Source organism: Paramesorhizobium salinisoli (assembly GCF_003335045.1).
GTDB classification, from domain to species: domain Bacteria; phylum Pseudomonadota; class Alphaproteobacteria; order Rhizobiales; family Rhizobiaceae; genus Paramesorhizobium; species Paramesorhizobium salinisoli.
This window is the reverse complement of sequence record NZ_QOZG01000002.1, coordinates 40,537-59,056: the sequence shown is the minus strand read 5'-3', so window position 1 is coordinate 59,056 and position 18,520 is coordinate 40,537. Positions and strand designations below refer to the sequence as shown.

21 protein-coding genes are annotated in these 18,520 nt (G+C 61.6%); 11 read left to right on the top strand and 10 right to left on the bottom strand.

Going from position 1 to position 18,520, the window contains the following annotated elements; translation table 11 throughout:
• Positions 1–92: 92 nt before the first annotated feature.
• A complete protein-coding gene (locus tag DUT91_RS03865) occupies positions 93–1,007 on the top strand; it encodes a DMT family transporter (protein WP_245419536.1) in 915 nt (304 codons plus the stop codon).
• A 42-nt stretch (positions 1,008–1,049) separates the two neighbouring features.
• Here the strand turns inward: DUT91_RS03865 and DUT91_RS03860 are convergent, their stop codons facing one another.
• Entirely contained in the window at positions 1,050–2,006 is a 957-nt protein-coding gene (locus DUT91_RS03860; protein ID WP_114439608.1) for a LysR substrate-binding domain-containing protein, read from the bottom strand.
• Between the two features lie 189 nt (positions 2,007–2,195).
• Here DUT91_RS03860 and DUT91_RS03855 point away from each other — a divergent pair, with 189 nt between their 5' ends.
• Entirely contained in the window at positions 2,196–2,498 is a 303-nt protein-coding gene (locus DUT91_RS03855; RefSeq protein WP_114439085.1) for a DUF1127 domain-containing protein, read from the top strand.
• A 228-nt stretch (positions 2,499–2,726) separates the two neighbouring features.
• On the opposite strand, the gene DUT91_RS03850 is transcribed toward DUT91_RS03855, so the two are convergent.
• A complete protein-coding gene (locus DUT91_RS03850; protein ID WP_114439084.1) occupies positions 2,727–4,100 on the bottom strand; it encodes a glutamate--cysteine ligase in 1,374 nt (457 codons plus the stop codon).
• A gap of 133 nt (positions 4,101–4,233) precedes the next feature.
• Positions 4,234–4,971: a 16S rRNA (uracil(1498)-N(3))-methyltransferase gene (locus DUT91_RS03845; RefSeq protein ID WP_114439083.1), complete on the bottom strand. Its 738-nt coding sequence runs from the start codon at positions 4,969–4,971 to the stop codon at positions 4,234–4,236.
• 105 nt (positions 4,972–5,076) lie between these two features.
• Between DUT91_RS03845 and DUT91_RS03840 the strand changes: the two genes are divergently transcribed.
• Both DUT91_RS03840 and DUT91_RS26120 read left to right on the top strand, forming a co-directional pair.
• The gene (locus DUT91_RS03840; protein WP_114439082.1) at positions 5,077–5,775 is read left to right on the top strand and encodes a type 1 glutamine amidotransferase; all 699 of its coding nucleotides are present in this window, start codon (positions 5,077–5,079) and stop codon (positions 5,773–5,775) included.
• Positions 5,776–5,985: 210 nt separating this feature from the next.
• Entirely contained in the window at positions 5,986–6,126 is a 141-nt protein-coding gene (locus tag DUT91_RS26120) for a hypothetical protein (protein ID WP_200834894.1), read from the top strand.
• A 24-nt stretch (positions 6,127–6,150) separates the two neighbouring features.
• Here the strand turns inward: DUT91_RS26120 and DUT91_RS03830 are convergent, their stop codons facing one another.
• From DUT91_RS03830 to DUT91_RS03820, 3 genes are all read right to left on the bottom strand, one after another.
• Entirely contained in the window at positions 6,151–6,888 is a 738-nt protein-coding gene (locus tag DUT91_RS03830; protein ID WP_114439080.1) for a metallophosphoesterase, read from the bottom strand.
• Positions 6,885–7,691, bottom strand: coding sequence for an FCD domain-containing protein (locus tag DUT91_RS03825; protein WP_114439079.1), 807 nt, complete (start codon positions 7,689–7,691; stop codon positions 6,885–6,887). Before DUT91_RS03825 ends, DUT91_RS03830 begins: the two co-directional genes overlap by 4 nt.
• A 75-nt stretch (positions 7,692–7,766) precedes the next feature.
• Entirely contained in the window at positions 7,767–8,687 is a 921-nt protein-coding gene (locus DUT91_RS03820; protein WP_114439078.1) for a LysR family transcriptional regulator, read from the bottom strand.
• Between the two features lie 162 nt (positions 8,688–8,849).
• Between DUT91_RS03820 and DUT91_RS03815 the strand changes: the two genes are divergently transcribed.
• Genes DUT91_RS03815 through glcF form a run of 5 tightly spaced genes read left to right on the top strand, consistent with a single transcriptional unit; the run spans position 8,850 to position 13,958 of the window.
• Positions 8,850–10,346: an FAD-linked oxidase C-terminal domain-containing protein gene (locus DUT91_RS03815; protein ID WP_114439077.1), complete on the top strand. Its 1,497-nt coding sequence runs from the start codon at positions 8,850–8,852 to the stop codon at positions 10,344–10,346.
• A 3-nt stretch (positions 10,347–10,349) separates the two neighbouring features.
• Positions 10,350–10,940, top strand: coding sequence for an ASCH domain-containing protein (locus tag DUT91_RS03810; RefSeq protein ID WP_114439076.1), 591 nt, complete (start codon positions 10,350–10,352; stop codon positions 10,938–10,940).
• A 10-nt stretch (positions 10,941–10,950) separates the two neighbouring features.
• Positions 10,951–12,162, top strand: coding sequence for a glycolate oxidase subunit GlcE (glcE, locus tag DUT91_RS03805; protein ID WP_114439075.1), 1,212 nt, complete (start codon positions 10,951–10,953; stop codon positions 12,160–12,162).
• Positions 12,163–12,213: 51 nt separating this feature from the next.
• Positions 12,214–12,606 (top strand): DUF4870 family protein, encoded by a 393-nt coding sequence (locus DUT91_RS03800; protein WP_245419534.1) that lies wholly within the window; start codon positions 12,214–12,216, stop codon positions 12,604–12,606.
• Between the two features lie 29 nt (positions 12,607–12,635).
• On the top strand, positions 12,636–13,958 hold the full coding sequence (gene glcF, locus DUT91_RS03795) for a glycolate oxidase subunit GlcF (protein ID WP_114439074.1): 1,323 nt from the start codon (positions 12,636–12,638) through the stop codon (positions 13,956–13,958).
• A 12-nt stretch (positions 13,959–13,970) separates the two neighbouring features.
• Here the strand turns inward: glcF and DUT91_RS03790 are convergent, their stop codons facing one another.
• On the bottom strand, positions 13,971–14,792 hold the full coding sequence (locus tag DUT91_RS03790) for an aldo/keto reductase (RefSeq protein ID WP_114439073.1): 822 nt from the start codon (positions 14,790–14,792) through the stop codon (positions 13,971–13,973).
• Between the two features lie 280 nt (positions 14,793–15,072).
• A complete protein-coding gene (locus DUT91_RS03785) occupies positions 15,073–15,918 on the bottom strand; it encodes a L,D-transpeptidase (protein ID WP_114439072.1) in 846 nt (281 codons plus the stop codon).
• A 230-nt stretch (positions 15,919–16,148) separates the two neighbouring features.
• Here DUT91_RS03785 and DUT91_RS03780 point away from each other — a divergent pair, with 230 nt between their 5' ends.
• The gene (locus DUT91_RS03780; RefSeq protein ID WP_114439071.1) at positions 16,149–16,793 is read left to right on the top strand and encodes a DNA-3-methyladenine glycosylase I; all 645 of its coding nucleotides are present in this window, start codon (positions 16,149–16,151) and stop codon (positions 16,791–16,793) included.
• Between the two features lie 58 nt (positions 16,794–16,851).
• On the opposite strand, the gene copM is transcribed toward DUT91_RS03780, so the two are convergent.
• Complete coding sequence (copM, locus tag DUT91_RS03775; RefSeq protein ID WP_200834893.1) at positions 16,852–17,259, bottom strand: CopM family metallochaperone; 408 nt, start codon at positions 17,257–17,259, stop codon at positions 16,852–16,854.
• Positions 17,260–17,340: 81 nt separating this feature from the next.
• Positions 17,341–17,682, bottom strand: coding sequence for a hypothetical protein (locus DUT91_RS03770; RefSeq protein ID WP_147272154.1), 342 nt, complete (start codon positions 17,680–17,682; stop codon positions 17,341–17,343).
• A gap of 137 nt (positions 17,683–17,819) precedes the next feature.
• Between DUT91_RS03770 and DUT91_RS03765 the strand changes: the two genes are divergently transcribed.
• The gene (locus tag DUT91_RS03765; RefSeq protein ID WP_114439069.1) at positions 17,820–18,431 is read left to right on the top strand and encodes a LysE family translocator; all 612 of its coding nucleotides are present in this window, start codon (positions 17,820–17,822) and stop codon (positions 18,429–18,431) included.
• The last annotated feature ends 89 nt before the right edge of the window (positions 18,432–18,520 follow it).

The following is an 18,520-nucleotide window of genomic DNA, read 5'->3' as shown; positions in this document are numbered from 1 at the left end:
ATGCAGCAATCACATGAATTCAATGGACGTGATAGGTCTGCCGGGCGATACGGGGTATTATGCCAACAGATACAACAGCAGAATCCATCGCCTTGAAACAATCCGCCCGCCCGCAGGACCGTGCTTTCGAGCCCTTCGATTACGGGCTCTACGCCATGACGGTCTTTGCCTGGAGCCTTTCCTGGTATGCGCTTAGCGTTCAGGCGGCAAGCGGCGTCGCCAACGAGGTCAACATCGTCTGGCGCTTCCTCATCGCGGCGCTGATCATGTTTGCCTGGGCATTGGTAACAAAACAGCGCCTGAAATTTGCGATGCGCGATCATTTGGGCTTTGCAGCGCTCGGAATTCTGCTTTTTTCCTCCAACTTCCTTCTGTTCTATTACGGCGCGCAATATCTGGTAAGCGGCCTTCTCTCGGTCGTCTTTTCGCTCGCCTCGATCATCAATCTCGTGCTCTCGACGGTGGTCATGCGCGAACCGCCATCGTCGCGGACACTGATCGGCGGGCTGATGGGATTCGGCGGCATCGCGCTGATGTTCCTGCCGGAGATGCAGGCGCATGGCTTCACCGGCAAGACGCTGATCGGCCTTGGCCTCTGCATCGCCGGAACGCTGTGCTTCTGCACCGGAAATCTGATTTCCGCGCGGCTGCAGAAGCGTGGCCTGCCGCTGATCTCGATGAATGGCTGGGGCATGGTCTACGGCACGCTTTGGGCCACGCTGCTTGCCCTCGTCTTCGGCAAGCATTTCACCATTGCCTGGACCGGGGAATATCTCGCTTCGCTGATTTTCCTGTCGGTCATATCGACAGTGCTGGCCTTCTTCGCCTATCTGACGCTGCTTGGCCGCATCGGCTCCGCCCGCGCCGGCTACGCGACGGTGATGTTCCCCGTCTTCGCCCTTGTCGTCTCGACCGTCCTTGAAGGCTATCAATGGACGGTGCTTGCCGTCGCGGGCCTCTTGCTGGTCCTCGCCGGCAATCTCTTCGTCATTCGCGGAAAGAAATAGAGCAAGCTGGCGCGGAAAAAATAGAGCGAGCTGGAAGCCGCTCTACCACCCCGGTACGAGTTCGCTCGACCGCACCCGCCGGGTGCGCACATTGGTGGTGAGCTGCGTGATGTCTGAGGTGGCAAGGCCCGCCGGTGCGGGCGAGGAGATATTGTCGAGGCTTTCGACGATATGCTGCGCCAGCGCGTCGATGATGGCAGTTTGCTTGCTGTGGCCGCGCATGATGCCGATCCCGAATTCCGGTAGCCTGCCGAAGCCTTCCGCTTCGCCCAGAACCCGCATTCCCGGGCGTAGCGCGCATTCCGGCAGGATCGAAACCGCAAGACCGGAAAGCACTGCCGCCGCCAGGACGGTCGCCGACCAACTGGTGAAGAGGATGCGGTAGTCCCGGCCCGCCGCGTCGAGCACGTCGATAGCCGAACTCCGCCAAATGCAGGTGGGTCGCCCGACGGCAAGCGGCAACACCGCCTCCTCGTGGACGGCATGGTTTGCCGATGTGACCCAGAGCAGCGGCTCGGTGCGCACCACTTCCGATCGGCGCTTCTCGTCGCATTGGGTGACGAGCGCGATATCGAGCGTTCCCCGCCTGATCATTTCGTCGAGATTGACTGTCGGCTCGCACACGACCGAGAGTTCGACGCGCGGATTGGAGCGGGCGAACCGCGCCATGATCTCCGGCAGGAAGCGGTCGGCATAATCGTCCGGTGTGCCGATGCGGACATGGCCTTCGAGCTGCGTGTCGTCGAAGGCCGCGATGGTTTCGCTGTTCAGATGGATCATCCGCCGGGCATAGACGAGAAGCCTCTCGCCATCTTCCGTCAGCCGGTTGGTGCGCCCGTCGCGCTCGAACAATGGCTTGCCGATCCGCTCTTCCAGTCGCCGCATCTGCATGGAGACGGCCGACTGCGTCTTGAACACGGCGTCCGCCGCCCGGGTGAAGCTGCCCATATCCGCAATGGCGATGAAGGTCTGCAACTGGTCGAGATCGAGCGGTGCCATGAAATCATCCATCATCAATATTGAACAATAACATTAGAAACATTCGTTTGAATAATCAATAAGCCTGCTTCATAACATCATTGTTCACGAAAAAGCGCGCAGATCCGCAAGGGCTGCGCAACAGGCGTGCGGAAAATCCTTCCGCGCGGATGAATTTCTTGTGCCTCACCCGCCCCAAGGAGAACGGCGATGACGACGATAAAGACGACGACCGTGAAGTTGCCTGCCGCGACCGGTTTTGCTGCGACGATGACGCAGACCATTACGCGCGCCTTCAATATGGTGGTGAAGTTTTTCGTCGTGCGCCGAAACCGTGCGGCAATCCTCCATTTGGGTGATCTGGACGATCATATGCTGAAGGATATCGGCGTCAGCCGCTCCGATTTGCACGCGGTTCTTGGTTATTCCTATCTGGATGACCCGAGCAGCGCGCTGGGAGAACTGGCCGATGCCCGCATCCGGCAGCAGGCGTCTCAAAGTATTTCGCTCTAAGGCAGCCCCGGAAAAGTGCGAAGCGGCTTTTCCTTGTGGCTGGCGTAACAAACAACGGTTTGAGCGGTTCCACGAAGCGGATCGCTCTAAGTTCCCAAAGCAGGCGCCACCCATTCACGAGCCGGATAATCCCCTCCCGGCTCCGCCTGCCACCTGCCCGGCCGTGTTTTCACGGCCGGGCTTTTTTATGAGCAGTTGGAAGTGAGAGAGCGAGATAGAACCTGTTCGCTAGTAAGCATACTCAAGAAAGATCGGCTCGATGGAGCTGCCCCAGACGCTGTGATACTGGCTCAGCATCTTTTCGGCATCCGTCGTGCCGCGCGCGACGATTTCCTCGAGTGGCGCCAGGTAATGCGTCTCGTCAAAACCTTCGCTGTTGAGCCGCTTGCGGTTCTTCAGGCCGAGATGTGAAATCTCCAGCGTTTCGCGCGCAATGTCGCGTACGGTGCGGTTGCGGAAAACGGCGCTGAGCGCTTGCGCCGGCACCGCGTCGCGCAGTTCCTGTACTTCTTCATATTGCCAGTCGCGGGTCAGTTCCTCTGCGGCATCGAGCGCCTCAGTATCGTAGAGCAGGCCTACCCAATAGGCGGGCAGCGCGCAGATGCGCCGCCATGGGCCGCCATCGGCGCCACGCATTTCAAGGAAGCGCTTCAGCCGCACTTCCGGGAAGAGTGTCGAGAGATGATTGGCCCAGTCACCCATGTTCGGCATGCCGTCCGGCACCTCGCCCCGCAAGGCGCCATTCATGAACTGGCGGAATGTCACATGGGTCGCGTCGTAATAATGCCCCTCGCGCAGGACGAAATACATCGGCACGTCAAGCGCCCACTCGACATAATCGGCAAATCCGAAATGTGACGAGAAGACGAAGGGCAGGATTCCGGAGCGCTGGTTGTCCGTATCGCGCCAGATATTCGAGCGCCAGGACTGCAGGCCGTTCGGCTTGCTCTCGGTGAAGGGGGAGCTTGCAAACAGCGCCGTCGCAATCGATTGCAGCTTCATCGACACCTGCATCTTGCGACGCATGTCGGTTTCCGACGCGAAGTCGAGATTAACCTGGATGGTGCAGGTGCGGTACATCATGTCGAGGCCTTCATGCCCCACCTTGGGCATGTAGTTCGTCATGATCTTATAGCGCGATTTCGGCATGACGGGCGTTTCCGCCAGCGTCCATTTCGGGCTGCCGCCCGTGCCGAGAAAACGGATGCCGAGCGGGTCGGCGATCTGGCGCACCTGCGAGAGATGCGCGTTTACCTCACGGCAGGTCTGGTGGATGGTCGAAAGCGGCGCGCCGGAAAGTTCGAACTGGCCGCCCGGTTCAAGCGAGATGGCGCCCTGTCCGGTAGGCTCCACAAGCCCGATGATATTGCCTTCGTCGATGATGGGGTCCCAGCCGAGCTTGACTTTCATGCCATCGAGAATAGCGCGGATACCGCACGGGCCTTCATAGGGGACGGGGCTGTTGTCGGCGGTATAGAAAGGAAATTTCTCGTGCTCGGTGCCGATGCGCCATTGCTCCGCCGGCTTGCTGCCCGCCGCCAGATAGGCCACCAGTTCATCCGCTGAGGAGATCGACGTTTCGTCCGTGGTATCGCGCGCCATGCCTTGCCGTTTCCCTAAACCCCTGGTTCTTTGGTCCGTGATTGGACGGTTTTGTCAAACTGCGCAAGTGAATTCCATTTATGCCCTTATCAACGGAAATTGATTACGGCCCCGCATTCTTCGGGCCAAGACGCTAGTCCCAGTCGCCGATCGTCGCCTGTACCAGCGCCAATGCCGCCACGGCCGCCGTGTCGGCGCGCAGGATGCGGGTTCCGAGCGGAATGGCGGTGACGAAGGGCAAGCGACGCATGAGGGTGCGTTCCTCTTCCGAGAAGCCGCCTTCCGGGCCGATGATGAGGCCGAGCGGCCCCGGCCCGAGGGCCTGGAGCAGCGGCAGGGGGTTGTTCGTCTCGTGCCCTTCGTCGCAGAAGATCAGGCGGCGGGTGGGATCCCATTCATCGAGGAGTCGGTCGAGCTTCACCGCCTCGCGGCATTCGGGAAGGCTCAGCACGCCGCATTGCTCAGCCGCTTCCACCGCATTGGCGCGGATGCGCTCAATGCCGATCTTCGGAACCTGCGTGTGCTGGGTGATCACCGGCTGCAGCACGCCCGCGCCCATCTCCACCGCCTTTTGCACCAGATAGTCCAGCCGCCCCTGCTTCAGCGGCGCGAAACAATAGACGAGGTCCGGCTGCGGCGTCTGCGGCCGCGTTTCTTCCAGTACGTCGAGCCCGATACGTTTCTTGCCTTCGACACGAAGTCTGGCTTTCCACTCGCCGTCGCGGCCGTTGAAGACGAGGATTTCGTTGCCGTCCTTCATCCGCAGCACATTGGAGAGATAATGGGCAGTCTCGGCCGACGGCTCGACATGCCTGCCGCCGCCAAGCGGAGCATCGATGAATAGTCTCTGCATTCTGTAATTCGCGCGCATGTTTCACCGATGGCAGAGCAGGGGCCTTTCGGTCAAGTCCACCTCTTTTGGACCGGTCAGGCGCATGCTATCGCTTCTCATGCCGCCAGCACACGGAATCACGAAATGCGCGTTCTCACCGTCCAGAACTATAGGGGCACCGGTCTGGGCCAGGTCGACCAGGCGCTTGCGGAGGCCGGCGCCGAAATCGACCTTTGCGCCGCCTATCTGGGCGATCCGCTGCCGCAATCCGATGATGGATATGACGCGTTGATCGTGCTTGGTGGGGAACAGAACGCGCTGGCCGATGACGAATATCCTTACCTGCCGGCGCTCACCGCGCTGATCCGCGATTTTGGCGATGCCGGCAAGGCGGTGCTCGGCATCTGCCTCGGTAGCCAGCTCGTCGCCCGCGCCTATGGCGGAAAGAACATCCTCGATCGCCCGGTGGAATTCGGCTGGCATGAGGTGCGTATTTCCGAGGCCGCAGCCGACGACCCCGTGCTTTCCGCCTTGCCGGCGGCGTTCCCCATCTTTCATTGGCATAGCGATACGTTCAGCTTGCCCCAAGGCGCAGTGCACCTGGCTTCAAGCGACAAGACGGCCAATCAGGCTTTCCGCCTCGGCCGCGCCGTCTATGGCATCCAGTTCCATTTCGAGGCGGACCGCCAGCTGGTCGATAAATGGAACAGCATGTTTGGCGAGCAGATTCGCGAATATCACCCGGGGTGGCTCGAAAACTACGTTTCCGAAGCGGCGCTAAACGGCCCGGCAGCCGACGCCGCCGGCCTCGCACTCGCCCGCGCCTGGGTGCGGCAGATTTAGCCACCCGGAAACGTTGCTCTCCTGCCACAGAGATCGCTCAAAGCTCGCCAATTTGTGGAAATCTAAAATCCTCATTCGGCTGTTCAGTTGTATGAAAGGAATTGCAGGTGTACTTGGGCCATGCACCGGCAGCGACCTGATGATCCGGATTTTCAACCGGGCGTTTTCCTTGCCGGAATATCAAAACTGAAGTTTGTGGAGACGTTCAAAATGACTGCCAAGGGCGCTACGCTCCTTACCGTTCTCATGATCTCCGCCATCCTGTTCATGGCCACGGGCATCTTCTCCGTCGATGCGGGCAATCATCAGGTATCCAGCGACGGATACGGCATTTCGTCCGACTTCCATTAATCCTTAGGAATCACCGGTTTTCGATCAAGGCTGCGTCTGGATGAAGCGCTTGGCCGCTCCGTCGATGACGATGGCGCTGAGCCGGCCTGAATGCCAGGCGAACGTGTCGACATTGACCCGGTTGATCCTCACGTCGATTTCTTTAAGCGGCGTATGGCCATGGATGACGACCTTCTCGAAAGGCTCCGTCCAGTCGAGAAATTCGCGCCTGATCCAGATCAGATCCTCCGGGTCCTGCCTATCGAGCGGGACGCCGGGCCTGATGCCTGCATGGCAGAAGAAGAAGTCGCCGAATGTCGCGGCGCGGGGCAGGTGCTTGATGAACTCGACATGCGCCTGCGGCACTGCATCGACCAGCGCGACATAGCCCCGGTCGACCGAAACGGGATTGTCGAAATCGATCTCGGCCCCATAGGAGAGCGCCGTTTCGCGGCCGCCATTCCTGGCGAACACACCGTCCGGCTCGGCAAGCGCCAGGAAATCCAGGAAACTCACATCGTGATTGCCGGCGAGGACCAGATTGCGGCCGTCCTTTTCCTGCGCATCGATCAGAAAATCCAGAACGTTTTTTGAATTCGGGCCGCGATCGACATAGTCGCCGAGATGTACGATGCGCCAATCATGCGCGGGATTTTCGGTAAGATCGGCACGGATCATCCCATGCAGGCTCGCAAGCAGATCCGCCCGCCCGTGGACATCGCCGATGGCGTAAAGGCGCAGGCCCTCCGGCCCCGCCGCTTCGGGAAACGTGACTGGCATCATGAGTCCTGACTTGCAATGGCGTGAGGTGGGCCGGAACTGCGCTGGGTGAGCCGGAGGCGCGAGATCTGCTGCCATGAATCGCTGCGCTCGGCCTCGTGCATGGCGCGCTCGATGAAATCGATATGCGCCTCGACCGCCTTGCGCGCCGCCGGGGCATCCCCGGTGATCACCGCATCGAAGATGGCCCGGTGCTGCGCCAGGAGCAGCTCGCGTGCACCGGGAAAGCCATAGATCAGCGTACGATTATAGAAGACACCGTCGGCCAGAAGCCGGTAGCAGGAGCGCAGCGTATGCAGCAGCACGATATTGTGCGCGCATTCGCCGATGGCGTTGTGGAACTCGACGTCGAGATGCGCCTCCTCGCCGAAATCATCCTTGCCATGGGCGGCCTCCATCGCCTCCATGATCTGCGTCAGCAGCGCCTTGTCGGCCACCGTGGCACGCTTCGCCGCGAATTCGGCCCCGATGCCTTCGATCTCCCGGCGATATTCGAGATAGTCGGCGGTCGCCTTGCGGTGGCTGGCGATGAGGTCGATAATGGGGCGGGTGAAGACTTGCCCAATCACATCGGCGACGAAGGTGCCCTCGCCATGGCGGGTGACCAGCAGGCCGCGGCTCTCCAGCCGCTTCAGCGCTTCCCGCAGGATCGGGCGCGAAATATCGAACTGCCGCGCCAGTTCGCGTTCGCCCGGCAGGCGGTCGCCGACCCGCAATATGCCTTCCAGGATGAGCAGCTCGATCTGGCTGACGACATCGTCCGCGGTGCGCGACGGCTCGATCCTGGAAAATATCTGCTCGCCCATCGATCTTCGCCAAACAATCCTGTGAGAGGGCAGAGTAGCGGTATCAGGCAAAACTGGTCAATTGATTTGTCCAGTTCATGCGGCCGTGTCGCTTTTGCCTTTTTCCCAATAAGGCACAGGTCCGTAGAGGTCGGCGAGATAATCGATGAAAAGCCGCACCTTGGCGGGCAGGAACTGGCGCGAGGGATAGACGGCGTGGATCGCAACCTTGCGCGTCGCGGTATAATCCGGCAGCACCTGAATGAGCTTGCCTGCCGAAAGCTCAGGGCCGATGTCCCAGGTCGAGCGCTGGGCGATGCCGAGCCCACCCAGAACCGCCTCGCGCACCACTTCGCTGGAATTGGTCTGCAACGGCCCGGCGGGGCGTAAGCTCACCGGACCATCCGGGCCTTCGAGCCGCCAGGGATCGTTATTGTGCGGGGCGAGGCAGACATGGTTTTCCAGGTCGGCGAAATCGCGGGGCATTCCGTGTTCCGCGACATAGCGCGGCGCGGCGACGAGGATGCGCCTCACCGGCGCAAGCCGCCGCGCCACCAGGCTTGAATCCGAAAGCTCGGCAATGCGGATCGCCAGATCGTAGCCTTCGCCGACGATATCGACGATCTCGTCCGTCAGCATCATGTTGATGGAGAGATCGGAATTGGCTCGCATGAAGGGTTCGAGATAGGGCGCGATATGCATCCGCCCGAAGGTGGTCGGCGCCGAGATCTTCAGCGTGCCGCGCGCATCCGCCGAGCGGCGCGAGACGAAGCTCTCGGCTTCCTCGACGCCTGACAGAATGGCCAGCACCCGCTCGTAATAGCCCTGGCCAGCCTCGGTGAGCGCGATCTGCCGCGTCGTGCGCTGCAGAAGCCTTGTGCCGAGGCGATCTTCCAGCCGGCGCAGCCGTTTCGAGACGACGGCGGGAGAAAGCCCCAGTTCCCGACCGGCCGCCGACATGCTGCCGCTCGACACCACCCGGGCGAAGATCTCCATATCTGCCAGATTGCTCATCATGCGCGTGTCGGCCCGTTACAGGAATTCCAGCCTCAAAGGGGTCTTCATTCATTCCCTGAGGGAATAACGCCTTCAACGACGCTGTGTCCGTCTGTAGCATTTACAAGCTTGTTGGCAGACAGGTAAACTGTTTTTACCACTTTTCTCATTCGGGAGCGCCCCATGTCCGGACTGACGATGCCGAAAGCGGACAGCAACACGCTGTCGCGGCGTGCCGAGATCGTCGCTGACCTGCGCGACATCGTGCCGGGCGAGGGCGTCGTCGATGCGACCAATGAGATGCGCGTGTTCGAATCCGATGGCCTTACCGCCTATCGCCAATTGCCTCTGGTCGTCGTCCTGCCGCAGACGGTGGCGCAGGTTTCGCGCATCCTCAAATATTGCCACGCCAACGATATTCGCGTCGTGCCGCGCGGCTCCGGCACCTCGCTTTCCGGCGGCGCGCTGCCGCTGGAGGATGCGGTGCTCCTCGTGATGTCACGCTTCGATCGCATTCTGGAGATCGACTATGCCAACCGGGTCGCGGTGGTGCAGCCGGGCGTGACCAATCTCGGCATCACCCGCGCTGTCGAGCATGAAGGTTTCTACTATGCGCCCGATCCGTCCTCGCAGATCGCCTGCTCCATCGGCGGCAATGTGGCCGAGAATTCCGGCGGCGTGCACTGCCTGAAATACGGCCTGACCGCCAACAATGTGCTCGGCATCGAAATGGTGCTGATCAATGGCGAGGTGATCCGTCTCGGCGGCAAGCATCTGGATAGCGAGGGCTATGACATGCTGGGTCTGATGACCGGGTCCGAGGGCTTGCTCGGTGTCGTCACGGAAGTCACCGTCCGCATCCTGCAGAAGCCCGAGACGGCGCGCGCGGTTCTCATCGGTTTCCCCTCCAGCGAGGCGGCGGGGCAGTGCGTCGCCGACATCATCGGCGCCGGCATCATTCCCGGCGGCATGGAGATGATGGATCGGCCGGCCATTCACGCGGCGGAGGATTTCGTCCATGCGGGCTACCCCCTCGATGTCGAGGCGCTGCTGATCGTCGAGCTGGACGGTCCCGAAATCGAGGTGGATCATCTCATCGCCATGGTCGAGGCCATCGCGGGCAGGAACAGCGCCACCACCTGCACCGTGTCGCAATCGGAAGAAGAGCGCATGGCGTTCTGGGCCGGGCGCAAGGCGGCTTTCCCCGCGGTGGGCCGCATTTCGCCGGATTATTACTGCATGGACGGCACCATCCCGCGCAAGGAACTGCCGAAGGTGCTGGCCGGCATGCGCGAACTCTCGGAGAAATATGGTCTGCGCGTCGCCAATGTCTTCCACGCCGGCGACGGCAATCTGCATCCGCTCATCCTCTACGATGCGAACCTGCCGGGCGAGCTTGAAAAGGCGGAAGCGTTCGGCGCGGATATCCTCCGGCTGTGCGTGAAGGTCGGCGGTGTCCTGACCGGCGAGCATGGCGTCGGGGTCGAAAAACGCGACCTGATGCCCGAAATGTTCAATGAGACGGATCTGAACCAGCAGATCCGCGTCAAATGCGCCTTCGACGAAAAACACCTGCTCAATCCCGGGAAGGTGTTTCCGCAGCTTCACCGCTGCGCCGAGCTTGGCCGGGTTCACGTCCATCGCGGCCAGATGGCCTTTCCCGATATTCCGAGGTTTTGAGGGATGCTGTTCAAGGCTGATATCCTTGAGAAGATCGCGAGCGGGCAAGTGGACCTGGCGTTCCGGCGCTGGCGTCGTCCCAGCGTCAGCGAGGGCGGTCGCCTGCGCACGCCCGTCGGCGTTCTCAGGATCGGCGCGGTCGAAATGGTGGAGCTTTCCGCAGTGACGCCGGAGGAGGCGAGGCGGGCTGGCTATCCGGAATTCGATGCTTTTCAGGCCGAGTTTGAACGTGACGATGCATTGCCGCTCTATCGCATAAGGATCGATGCGGTGGTGGCCGACGAGCGCGCCGCGCTGCGCGGGCAGGCGATTGTGCAGCCGGACGAATTTGCGACGATTATCGATCGCTTTGAGCGCTGGGACCGCGTCGCCGCGCGATCCGGCTATCACCGGGCGATCCTCGCCATTATCGCCGAGCGGCCATCCACGCCCGCAGGCAAACTTGCTGAAGCGGTCGGCATCGACAAGATCAAATTCAAGCGCGATGTGCGCAAGCTGAAGGAACTGGGCCTCACCGAAAGCCTCCATATCGGCTACCGGCTTTCGCCGCGTGGCCAATCGGTGCTGGCGCTGTTGTCGGGAGAGAATGCGTGAGAGAGGCTGCATGACGACAATCACCCCCGCAACCGAGGAAGACGTCCTCGAAGCCGTGCAATGGGCGCTGTCGGAAGAAACGCCGGTGGAAGTGCTCGGCCAGGGTTCCAAGCGCGCGATCGGTCGCTTCGTGCAGACCGAGCACGCGATCGACGTTTCGAGGCTTTCCGGCGTCACGCTCTATGAACCGGAAGAACTGGTTCTTTCGGCAACGGCGGGGACGCCGCTTGCCGAAATCGAGGCACTGCTTGGCCAGCACGGGCAATGCCTGCAGTTCGAGCCGATGGATTACGGTCCGCTTCTCGGAGGCGAGCCCGGGAGGGGAACGATCGGCGGTGTTCTCGCCGCCAATCTGAGCGGCCCCAGGCGGCTCAAGTCGGGCGCGGCCCGCGATCATATTCTTGGCGTGCGCGTCGTCTCTGGCCGGGGCGAACTCTTCAAATCGGGTGGCCGCGTGGTGAAGAATGTCACCGGCTACGATCTCTCCAAGGGCATGGCCGGGTCGTGGGGCACGCTCGGCATCGTCACCGAAGTGACGTTCAAGGTGCTGCCCGCGCCCGAGACCGAAACGACGCTCGCCATTCGCGGGCTCGATGACGAGGAGGCGGCCCGAGCCATGGCCATTGCTCTTGGGTCGAGCGGCGAGGTTTCGGCTGCAGCCCATCTGCCTGTCACGGTCACCGGCAAGGTGATCGGAGGCGCTTTGTCGGGCAAGGCGTCGACGCTGCTGCGGCTCGAAGGTTTCGCGCCCTCGGTCAGGGATCGCACGGCGAAGCTGAAGGCGTTGCTGCGGCCTGCGGGCGATATTGACGAGATCGCCGAGGCGCAGTCGCGCCAGCTCTGGCGGGAGATCCGCGATTGCCTGCCCTTTGCCGATGGAACCGGGCGTTGCGTCTGGCGTGTCTCGATGACGCCGATGGTGGCGCACAAGATGGTGGCTGCGCTCCGCCTGGGCGCCGGCGTCGATGCCTTCTATGACTGGCAGGGCGGGCTGGTCTGGTTGCGCATGGAGGCCGATCCCGAGCCGCTGGCGCTGCGCCGCCTGATCGCCCATTTCGGCGGCGGCCACGCGACGCTGGTGCGCGCTCCCGCCGCCATGCGCGCCGCAATCGATGTGTTCGAACCCCAGCCGCCGGCGCTTGCCGTCCTGTCGCAGCAGCTGAAGCACCAGTTCGACCCGAAGGGTATTCTCAACCCCGGCCGCATGGCGGCGGGATCGTAAGGCGTGGCCCGGTGTTATTATGGGCATGGAAACAATTGACGGAGGATCATCATGCCCGAACAACCCGCTGACAATGGCCCCATGAATAATGGTCCGCGCCCGACCGGCGGCTGGCTTGAGCCCGGCGCGCAGAACATCCAGGCGATCTATTTCCTCTATCTGGCGGGTCTTGCGATCGGCGTCACCCCGCTCATCGGCATCGTCATGGCCTACCTCAACCGCGGCAAGGCGGGCGGCTGGATCGAGACGCATTACAGCTGGGCGATCCGCACCTTCTGGATCGGCATATTCTACGGCTTCATCGCGACCCTGCTGATGGTCGTCGGCATCGGTTTCCTGCTGATCCCTGTCGTCATCATCTGGCTGATCGTGCGCTGCATCGTCGGCCTGCAGGCGGTCAGCCGGGGTGAAGCGCTGAAGAACCCGCAAAGCTGGATTCTCTAGGACCCGTTATTTCAGAATAGGAACACGCCGTGCAGACCAATTTCACTCCTGAGCAATTGCGCGATCCCGGTGTGGCGGAATCGGAAAAGATCCTGCGCAAATGCGTTCATTGCGGCTTCTGCACGGCGACCTGCCCGACCTATGTGACGCTCGGCAACGAGCTCGACAGCCCGCGCGGGCGCATCTATCTCATCAAGGACATGCTGGAGAACGGCAGGCCGGCCGACGAGCAGATCGTCACGCACATCGATCGCTGCCTCTCCTGCCTCTCCTGCATGACCACCTGTCCGTCCGGCGTCAATTACATGCATCTGGTCGATCATGCCCGCGCCCATATCGAAAAGACCTATAAGCGCCCGCTGATGAACCGGCTGACGCGGGCGCTGCTCGCCGCCGTCCTGCCCTATCCCGGCCGTTTTCGCGCGGCCCTTTCGGCCGCGAAATGGGGCCGGCCTCTCGCGGGCCTGTTCAGGGCCATTCCGGGGCTGAAACCCGTGGCCGCCATGCTCGACTTCGCGCCGCGTTCAGTGCCCGCCAGATCCGCCTTCGCCGAGGCTGGAACGCACAGGCCGAACGCCGCCTTGCGCGGTCGCGTCGCCATTCTGACCGGCTGTGCCCAGCCGGTGCTGAAACCCGGCATCAACGAGGCGACGATCAGGCTGCTTACGAGGGTAGGCATCGAGGTCGTGGTGCCGAAAGGCGAGGGCTGCTGCGGCTCGCTGGTGCATCACATGGGGCGCGAGGAACAGGCGCTCGATGAAGCCAGGCGGAATGTCGATGTCTGGACCCGCGAAATGGACAATGGCGGCCTCGACGCAATTATCGTCACCGCCTCGGGCTGCGGTACGACCATCAAGGACTATGGCTACATGCTGCGCCTTGATCCCGCCTATCAGGACAAGGCAGCGAAGGTCTCGGCGCTCGCCAAGGATGTTACGGAGTATCTGGCAACCCTCGACCTGCCGGTGCCGGAGAAGGCTCCCGGTCTCACCGTGGCCTATCATTCCGCCTGCTCGATGCAGCACGGCCAGAAGATCACGCGCCAGCCCAAGGAGCTTCTGGCGCGGGCGGGCTTCACCGTGAAGGAGCCGGCGGAAGGCCATCTTTGCTGTGGCTCGGCCGGCACCTACAACATCATGCAGCCGGAGATCGCGCAGCGCCTGCGCGACCGCAAGGTGAAAAATATCGAGGCGACGCGCGCCGATATCATCGCCACCGGGAATATCGGCTGCATCACCCAGATCGCGTCGGGCTCGAAGCTGCCGATCGTCCACACGGTCGAGCTGCTCGACTGGGCCTATGGCGGGCCGAAGCCCGCCGATCTGGCGATAACGGAAAAAACCGCCGCCTGAAACGGCAAATGTCTAGATGCTGTCAGGATGTGGCCCGATCCGGCCATCCTGGGCGTTCAGGGCGGAAATCGCGTCGTGATCGCCTGAAGTGAGCTTGAAATTCAACACATCGAAATTCTCCCGGATGCGTGACGGCGTCACGGATTTCGGGATGACGATATTGCCGATGTCGAGATGCCAGCGCAGGATGATCTGCGCCACGGTCTTGCCGTGCTTGGCGGCGATCTGCTTCAGGTCGGCGTTTTCCAGTATCTTGCCCTGGCCGAGCGGGCTCCAGGCCTCGGTGGCGATACCTTTCTTTTCGTGAAACACACGCAATTCGTTCTGCTGAAACTGCGGATGCAGTTCGATCTGGTTCAGCACCGGCGTCACATCCGTCTCCTTGATCACGCGCTCAACGTCGGCGATGCGGAAATTTGACACGCCGATCGACTTGACCAGACCCTGTTCCCTAAGCTCGATGAGCGCGCGCCATGTGTCGAGGAAGCGGTCCTGCGATGGTACCGGCCAATGGATCAGGTAGAGATCGACATAGTCCGTGCCGAGGCGCTTGAGGCTCGCGTCGAGAGCCCGGAACGCTGAATCATATCCCTGGTCGGCATTCCATAGCTTGGTCGTGAGATAGATGTCGCCGCGCGCTATGCCCGATCCCCTCAGCGCCCTGCCGACGCCTTCCTCGTTCCCGTAGACCGCTGCGGTGTCGATATGCCGGTAGCCCGCTTCGAGCGCCTGGTTGACGGCGGCGACGGCCTCGTCATTGCCGACCTGCCAGACACCATAGCCGAGTTGCGGTATCTCGCTGCCGTCGTTCAGTTTTATCCCCGGTACGCTCATGGTCCATCCTTTGCTTTCATTGTCCGGCCCCTGACCGGAAGGCGAGGCGATCAACCCTGGCGGGAGCCTCGAAATCATTGAAAGGAGTATCATCGGAAAAGGTTGCGTGGGGCAAGAGCGCCCCTGTGATGGATATGGCGTTTCCGGCAAAAAGAAAAAGGGCAGCAGCGCCGGAACCTTTCATGATGAGACGGACCGGTTTTGTCGGTCCGTCTTATCCGAGGTTTCCTGCGCTGCTGCCCAGCGGCGATGCCCTGGCGGGCTTCCCCTCTTGTTGTCTCTACATAACCACGACCTTGGTGCCGATCTTCACGCGCTCGTAGAGATCGGTGACATCCTCGTTGCGCATGCGGATGCAGCCGGAGGAGGCGGCCGTGCCGATGGTCCAGGGCGCGTTGGTGCCGTGGATGCGATAGAGGGTGGAGCCTAGATAAAGGGCGCGGGCGCCCAGCGGATTGGCCGGGCCGCCTTCCATGTGTACGGGCAGGACGCGGCCGTTCTTCCGCTCGCGCGCGATCATCTCCGCCGGCGGGCGCCAGTCCGGCCATTCTGCCTTGCGGGTAATGGGATTGGTACCCCGCCAGCCGAAGCCCTCCTTGCCGACGCCGACGCCATAGCGCCGCGCCTTGCCATTCGGCCCCACGAGGTAGAGGAATTTCCGCGCCGTATCGACGACGATGGTGCCTGGCTTGTGCGGACCGTCATAATCGACCGTCTGCGGCAGGTAGATCGGATTCATCTGCCGCTGCGGCCGATCTTCGGAACGCCTGACCGCGCGCTGGGCCGGACGCCTGTAAGTCACCTCGCGATAGCGCGGTGGCTGGTCGGCCGCCATCCCCGGGGTGCCACGCATCCCCGGGGTGCTGCGCATCCCCGGCGCGCGACGCACCGCCACGCGGCGGGTCTTCTGGGATGGAGCGTAATAGCGTTGCGGGGTGAAGGACGGTGCCGGATAATAATAGCGTGGTTGCTCGAGCTGCATCACCCACGGCGCGGCAAGGTCCGGGCTCATGACCACCGGGGGTCTGGTGGCATAGCGGTCGCTGGCCCATGCTCCGGTCGCGGAGATGGCGGAAATCGTGATTGCGGTCACGGCGGTGATGAGAAGAAGGTGGCGAGGTTTCATATCTTGTGCCATTGCCCTTGGGCCAGCCCCGGCTCCTGACAGGACGTTGTCAGGAGTGGAGGGTGGCAGTGTCGATGATGGGATTGTGGCCGAGCTTCGGAGTCGGAAAGGTGAATCGAATTCAATAAAATGCGATTCTTCGGCAAAACCATTTCTTGTGGTTATCACCCGGTTTCGAACGCTGGTTAATGCCGTCTGAATGGCGAAAGATAAGAAGTGGAACAGGCATCATGACCGAGGAAACGCCCGTCAAAACCGGACTTGTCGAAGGTGCGGATGGCAAGACGCGCTGTTTCTGGCCCGGCACTCTGCCTGACTATCTCCATTATCACGATCATGAGTGGGGCAGGCCCGTCGCCGACGACCGGCGCCTGTTCGAAAAGATCTGTCTCGAGGGTTTCCAGTCAGGCCTTTCCTGGCTGACGATCCTGCGCAAGCGGGAAAATTTCCGCGAGGCCTTCGAAGGCTTCGATTTCGAGCGCGTTGCCCGTTTCGGGGAAAAGGATGTCGAGCGGCTGCTCGGCAATGCCGGCATCATCCGCCATCGCGGCAAGATCGTCTCGACTATCAACAATGCAAAACGCGCCATAGAACTGGCTTCGGAAAAGGGCTCGCTCGCCGCCTATTTCTGGTCTTTCGAGCCGGGCGATGAGGAAAGGCCTGATATCATGGATTATCAGACGCTGAGGGCCAATCCAACCAGCCCGACATCCCTCCGCCTGTCGAAGGATCTGAAAAAGCGCGGCTGGAGCTTCGTCGGGCCGACCACGATGTATGCCCATATGCAGGCGATGGGCCTCGTCAACGATCATATCGAGGGCTGTTGCTGCCGCCAGGAGGTCGAAACCCTGCGCAAGAATTTCATTCGGCCCTGAGAAAAACCCGCCGGCATGAACCGGCGGGTCTCCCAAACGGGTTCAATGAGCGTCGGGCTTAGTGCCCGTTTTTGGCGAGCCAGGCCTTCATCGTCTCGATCTCGGCCTCCTGGGCCTTGATGATGTCTTCGGCAAGCTTGCGCAGGCTTGAGTCCTTGCCATATTCGAGTTCAATGCGCGCCATGTCGATTGCACCCTGGTGATGGGCGATCATGCCGCGAACGAAATCAACGTCGGCATTGCCGGTGAACATGATGTCCATGCCCTTGTGCATCCGTGCGTTGGCCTCGGCAAAGGCCTTGCTGGAAGGCCCCTTGTCGCCTTTGGGTTCGCTCATCTGCATCTGGCCATTATCCGCGCTCTGATGGCCGGAATGGTTCATCTCTTGCGCAAGGGCGGGCCCAGATGCAGGCAAGGCGAGGCAGAGTGCGAGCGCAGGCCCGATGATGGTGGTCTTTCTGGTCATGTGTCTGTCCAGTTCTGGATATGGTTTCTCTGCGGGCGTAAGTGCGTTCTTCGCCCGTTTGATGTCTTTCGTTCGGGATCGTCACGCCCGGGGCGGTGGGCTCAGCGGTGAAGGGACTGTTCCGGCAAGAGGTTGCGCAAGCGCGGCCCCATAGGCAGAAACCGGCGCTACTTTCCGCAATGCTGGCCCGCTTTCCGCAGGAAGGGCAAAACAGGCAGCGCAGAGCATCGGGTGGACAGCCGCATCCTTTCTCTCGTCGGACTGACGGGAGCCGTGCTCGTGGGAGCCGCGATGAAGGGAATGCGCGGTCTCCGTGCCGCTCATTGTGTGCCCGCCGCCGATGTCGAATGTCGCCGAAAGCGCCGGCAACCAGCCGGAAACAAGCGCGCCAAGCACCGCGATGAGGATGATGAAGCGTCTCATGGGTAAAGAGATATACCTTCGCCGGAAAGATGGAAAGGTTCGCTCATCCGCCCACCAGTCGAGGATATCGGAAAGCGACTTTCCCTTTGAATCGGTCTGCAAAACCTGCAACATTGCGGAAGTTTCGAGAGGGTTTCATGGATATCGCTTCGCTGTTTATTTTCGCCGGCGCGCTGCTCGTTGCGGCCGGCTCTCCGGGGCCGAGCATCGGCGCGCTGGTGGCGCGCGTGATCAGCCGAGGCTATCGCGACGTCCTGCCCTTCCTCTTCGCCATGTGGATCGGCGAGGCGATCTGGCTTTCGCTCGCCGTCTGGGGCTTGGCCGTGGTGGCGCAGACCTTCCATCTCGTCTTCACCATCATCAAATATGTCGGCGTCGCCTATCTTCTCTTCCTTGCATGGAAGATGTGGACGGCGCCCGTCGAGATGCGGGATGGCGCGCTGCCAAAGGAGAATTCGGCGGGCAAGCTGTTCATGGCCGGTTTCGCCGTAACGCTCGGCAATCCCAAGATCATGATGTTCTACATGGCGCTTCTGCCAACGATCATCGATCTCGGTCGGGTCACCCTGCTTGGCTGGGCTGAGTTGATCTGTGTCATGATGCTGGTGCTGATCGCCGTCGATATATTCTGGATCGTGCTCGCGGCGCAGGCGCGACGCTTTCTCAGGAGCGTGCGCGCCATGCGCATCGCCAACCGCACCAGCGCCACCATGATGGCCGGTGCTGCGGCCGCCATCGCCACGCGATAGCATTTCCTTCCTCATGGGAGGGAGATCGTCCCTCCGCCTTTGCCGGACCTCACTTGATCGGTGAGGAAGCGGCAGTATCTTCTATAGAG

Excerpts from the sequence above, each read along its gene's own strand:
- DUT91_RS03860 (WP_114439608.1), bottom strand. The coding sequence starts at position 2,006 with ATGGCACCGCTCGATCTCGACCAGTTGCAGACCTTCATCGCCATTGCG.
- DUT91_RS03855 (WP_114439085.1), top strand. The coding sequence starts at position 2,196 with ATGACGACGATAAAGACGACGACCGTGAAGTTGCCTGCCGCGACCGGT.
- DUT91_RS03850 (WP_114439084.1), bottom strand. The coding sequence starts at position 4,100 with ATGGCGCGCGATACCACGGACGAAACGTCGATCTCCTCAGCGGATGAA.
- DUT91_RS03845 (WP_114439083.1), bottom strand. The coding sequence starts at position 4,971 with ATGCGCGCGAATTACAGAATGCAGAGACTATTCATCGATGCTCCGCTT.
- DUT91_RS03840 (WP_114439082.1), top strand. The coding sequence starts at position 5,077 with ATGCGCGTTCTCACCGTCCAGAACTATAGGGGCACCGGTCTGGGCCAG.
- DUT91_RS26120 (WP_200834894.1), top strand. The coding sequence starts at position 5,986 with ATGACTGCCAAGGGCGCTACGCTCCTTACCGTTCTCATGATCTCCGCC.
- DUT91_RS03830 (WP_114439080.1), bottom strand. The coding sequence starts at position 6,888 with ATGATGCCAGTCACGTTTCCCGAAGCGGCGGGGCCGGAGGGCCTGCGC.
- DUT91_RS03825 (WP_114439079.1), bottom strand. The coding sequence starts at position 7,691 with ATGGGCGAGCAGATATTTTCCAGGATCGAGCCGTCGCGCACCGCGGAC.
- DUT91_RS03820 (WP_114439078.1), bottom strand. The coding sequence starts at position 8,687 with ATGATGAGCAATCTGGCAGATATGGAGATCTTCGCCCGGGTGGTGTCG.
- DUT91_RS03815 (WP_114439077.1), top strand. The coding sequence starts at position 8,850 with ATGTCCGGACTGACGATGCCGAAAGCGGACAGCAACACGCTGTCGCGG.
- DUT91_RS03810 (WP_114439076.1), top strand. The coding sequence starts at position 10,350 with ATGCTGTTCAAGGCTGATATCCTTGAGAAGATCGCGAGCGGGCAAGTG.
- glcE (WP_114439075.1), top strand. The coding sequence starts at position 10,951 with ATGACGACAATCACCCCCGCAACCGAGGAAGACGTCCTCGAAGCCGTG.
- DUT91_RS03800 (WP_245419534.1), top strand. The coding sequence starts at position 12,214 with ATGCCCGAACAACCCGCTGACAATGGCCCCATGAATAATGGTCCGCGC.
- DUT91_RS03790 (WP_114439073.1), bottom strand. The coding sequence starts at position 14,792 with ATGAGCGTACCGGGGATAAAACTGAACGACGGCAGCGAGATACCGCAA.
- DUT91_RS03785 (WP_114439072.1), bottom strand. The coding sequence starts at position 15,918 with ATGAAACCTCGCCACCTTCTTCTCATCACCGCCGTGACCGCAATCACG.
- DUT91_RS03780 (WP_114439071.1), top strand. The coding sequence starts at position 16,149 with ATGACCGAGGAAACGCCCGTCAAAACCGGACTTGTCGAAGGTGCGGAT.
- copM (WP_200834893.1), bottom strand. The coding sequence starts at position 17,259 with ATGACCAGAAAGACCACCATCATCGGGCCTGCGCTCGCACTCTGCCTC.
- DUT91_RS03770 (WP_147272154.1), bottom strand. The coding sequence starts at position 17,682 with ATGAGACGCTTCATCATCCTCATCGCGGTGCTTGGCGCGCTTGTTTCC.
- DUT91_RS03765 (WP_114439069.1), top strand. The coding sequence starts at position 17,820 with ATGGATATCGCTTCGCTGTTTATTTTCGCCGGCGCGCTGCTCGTTGCG.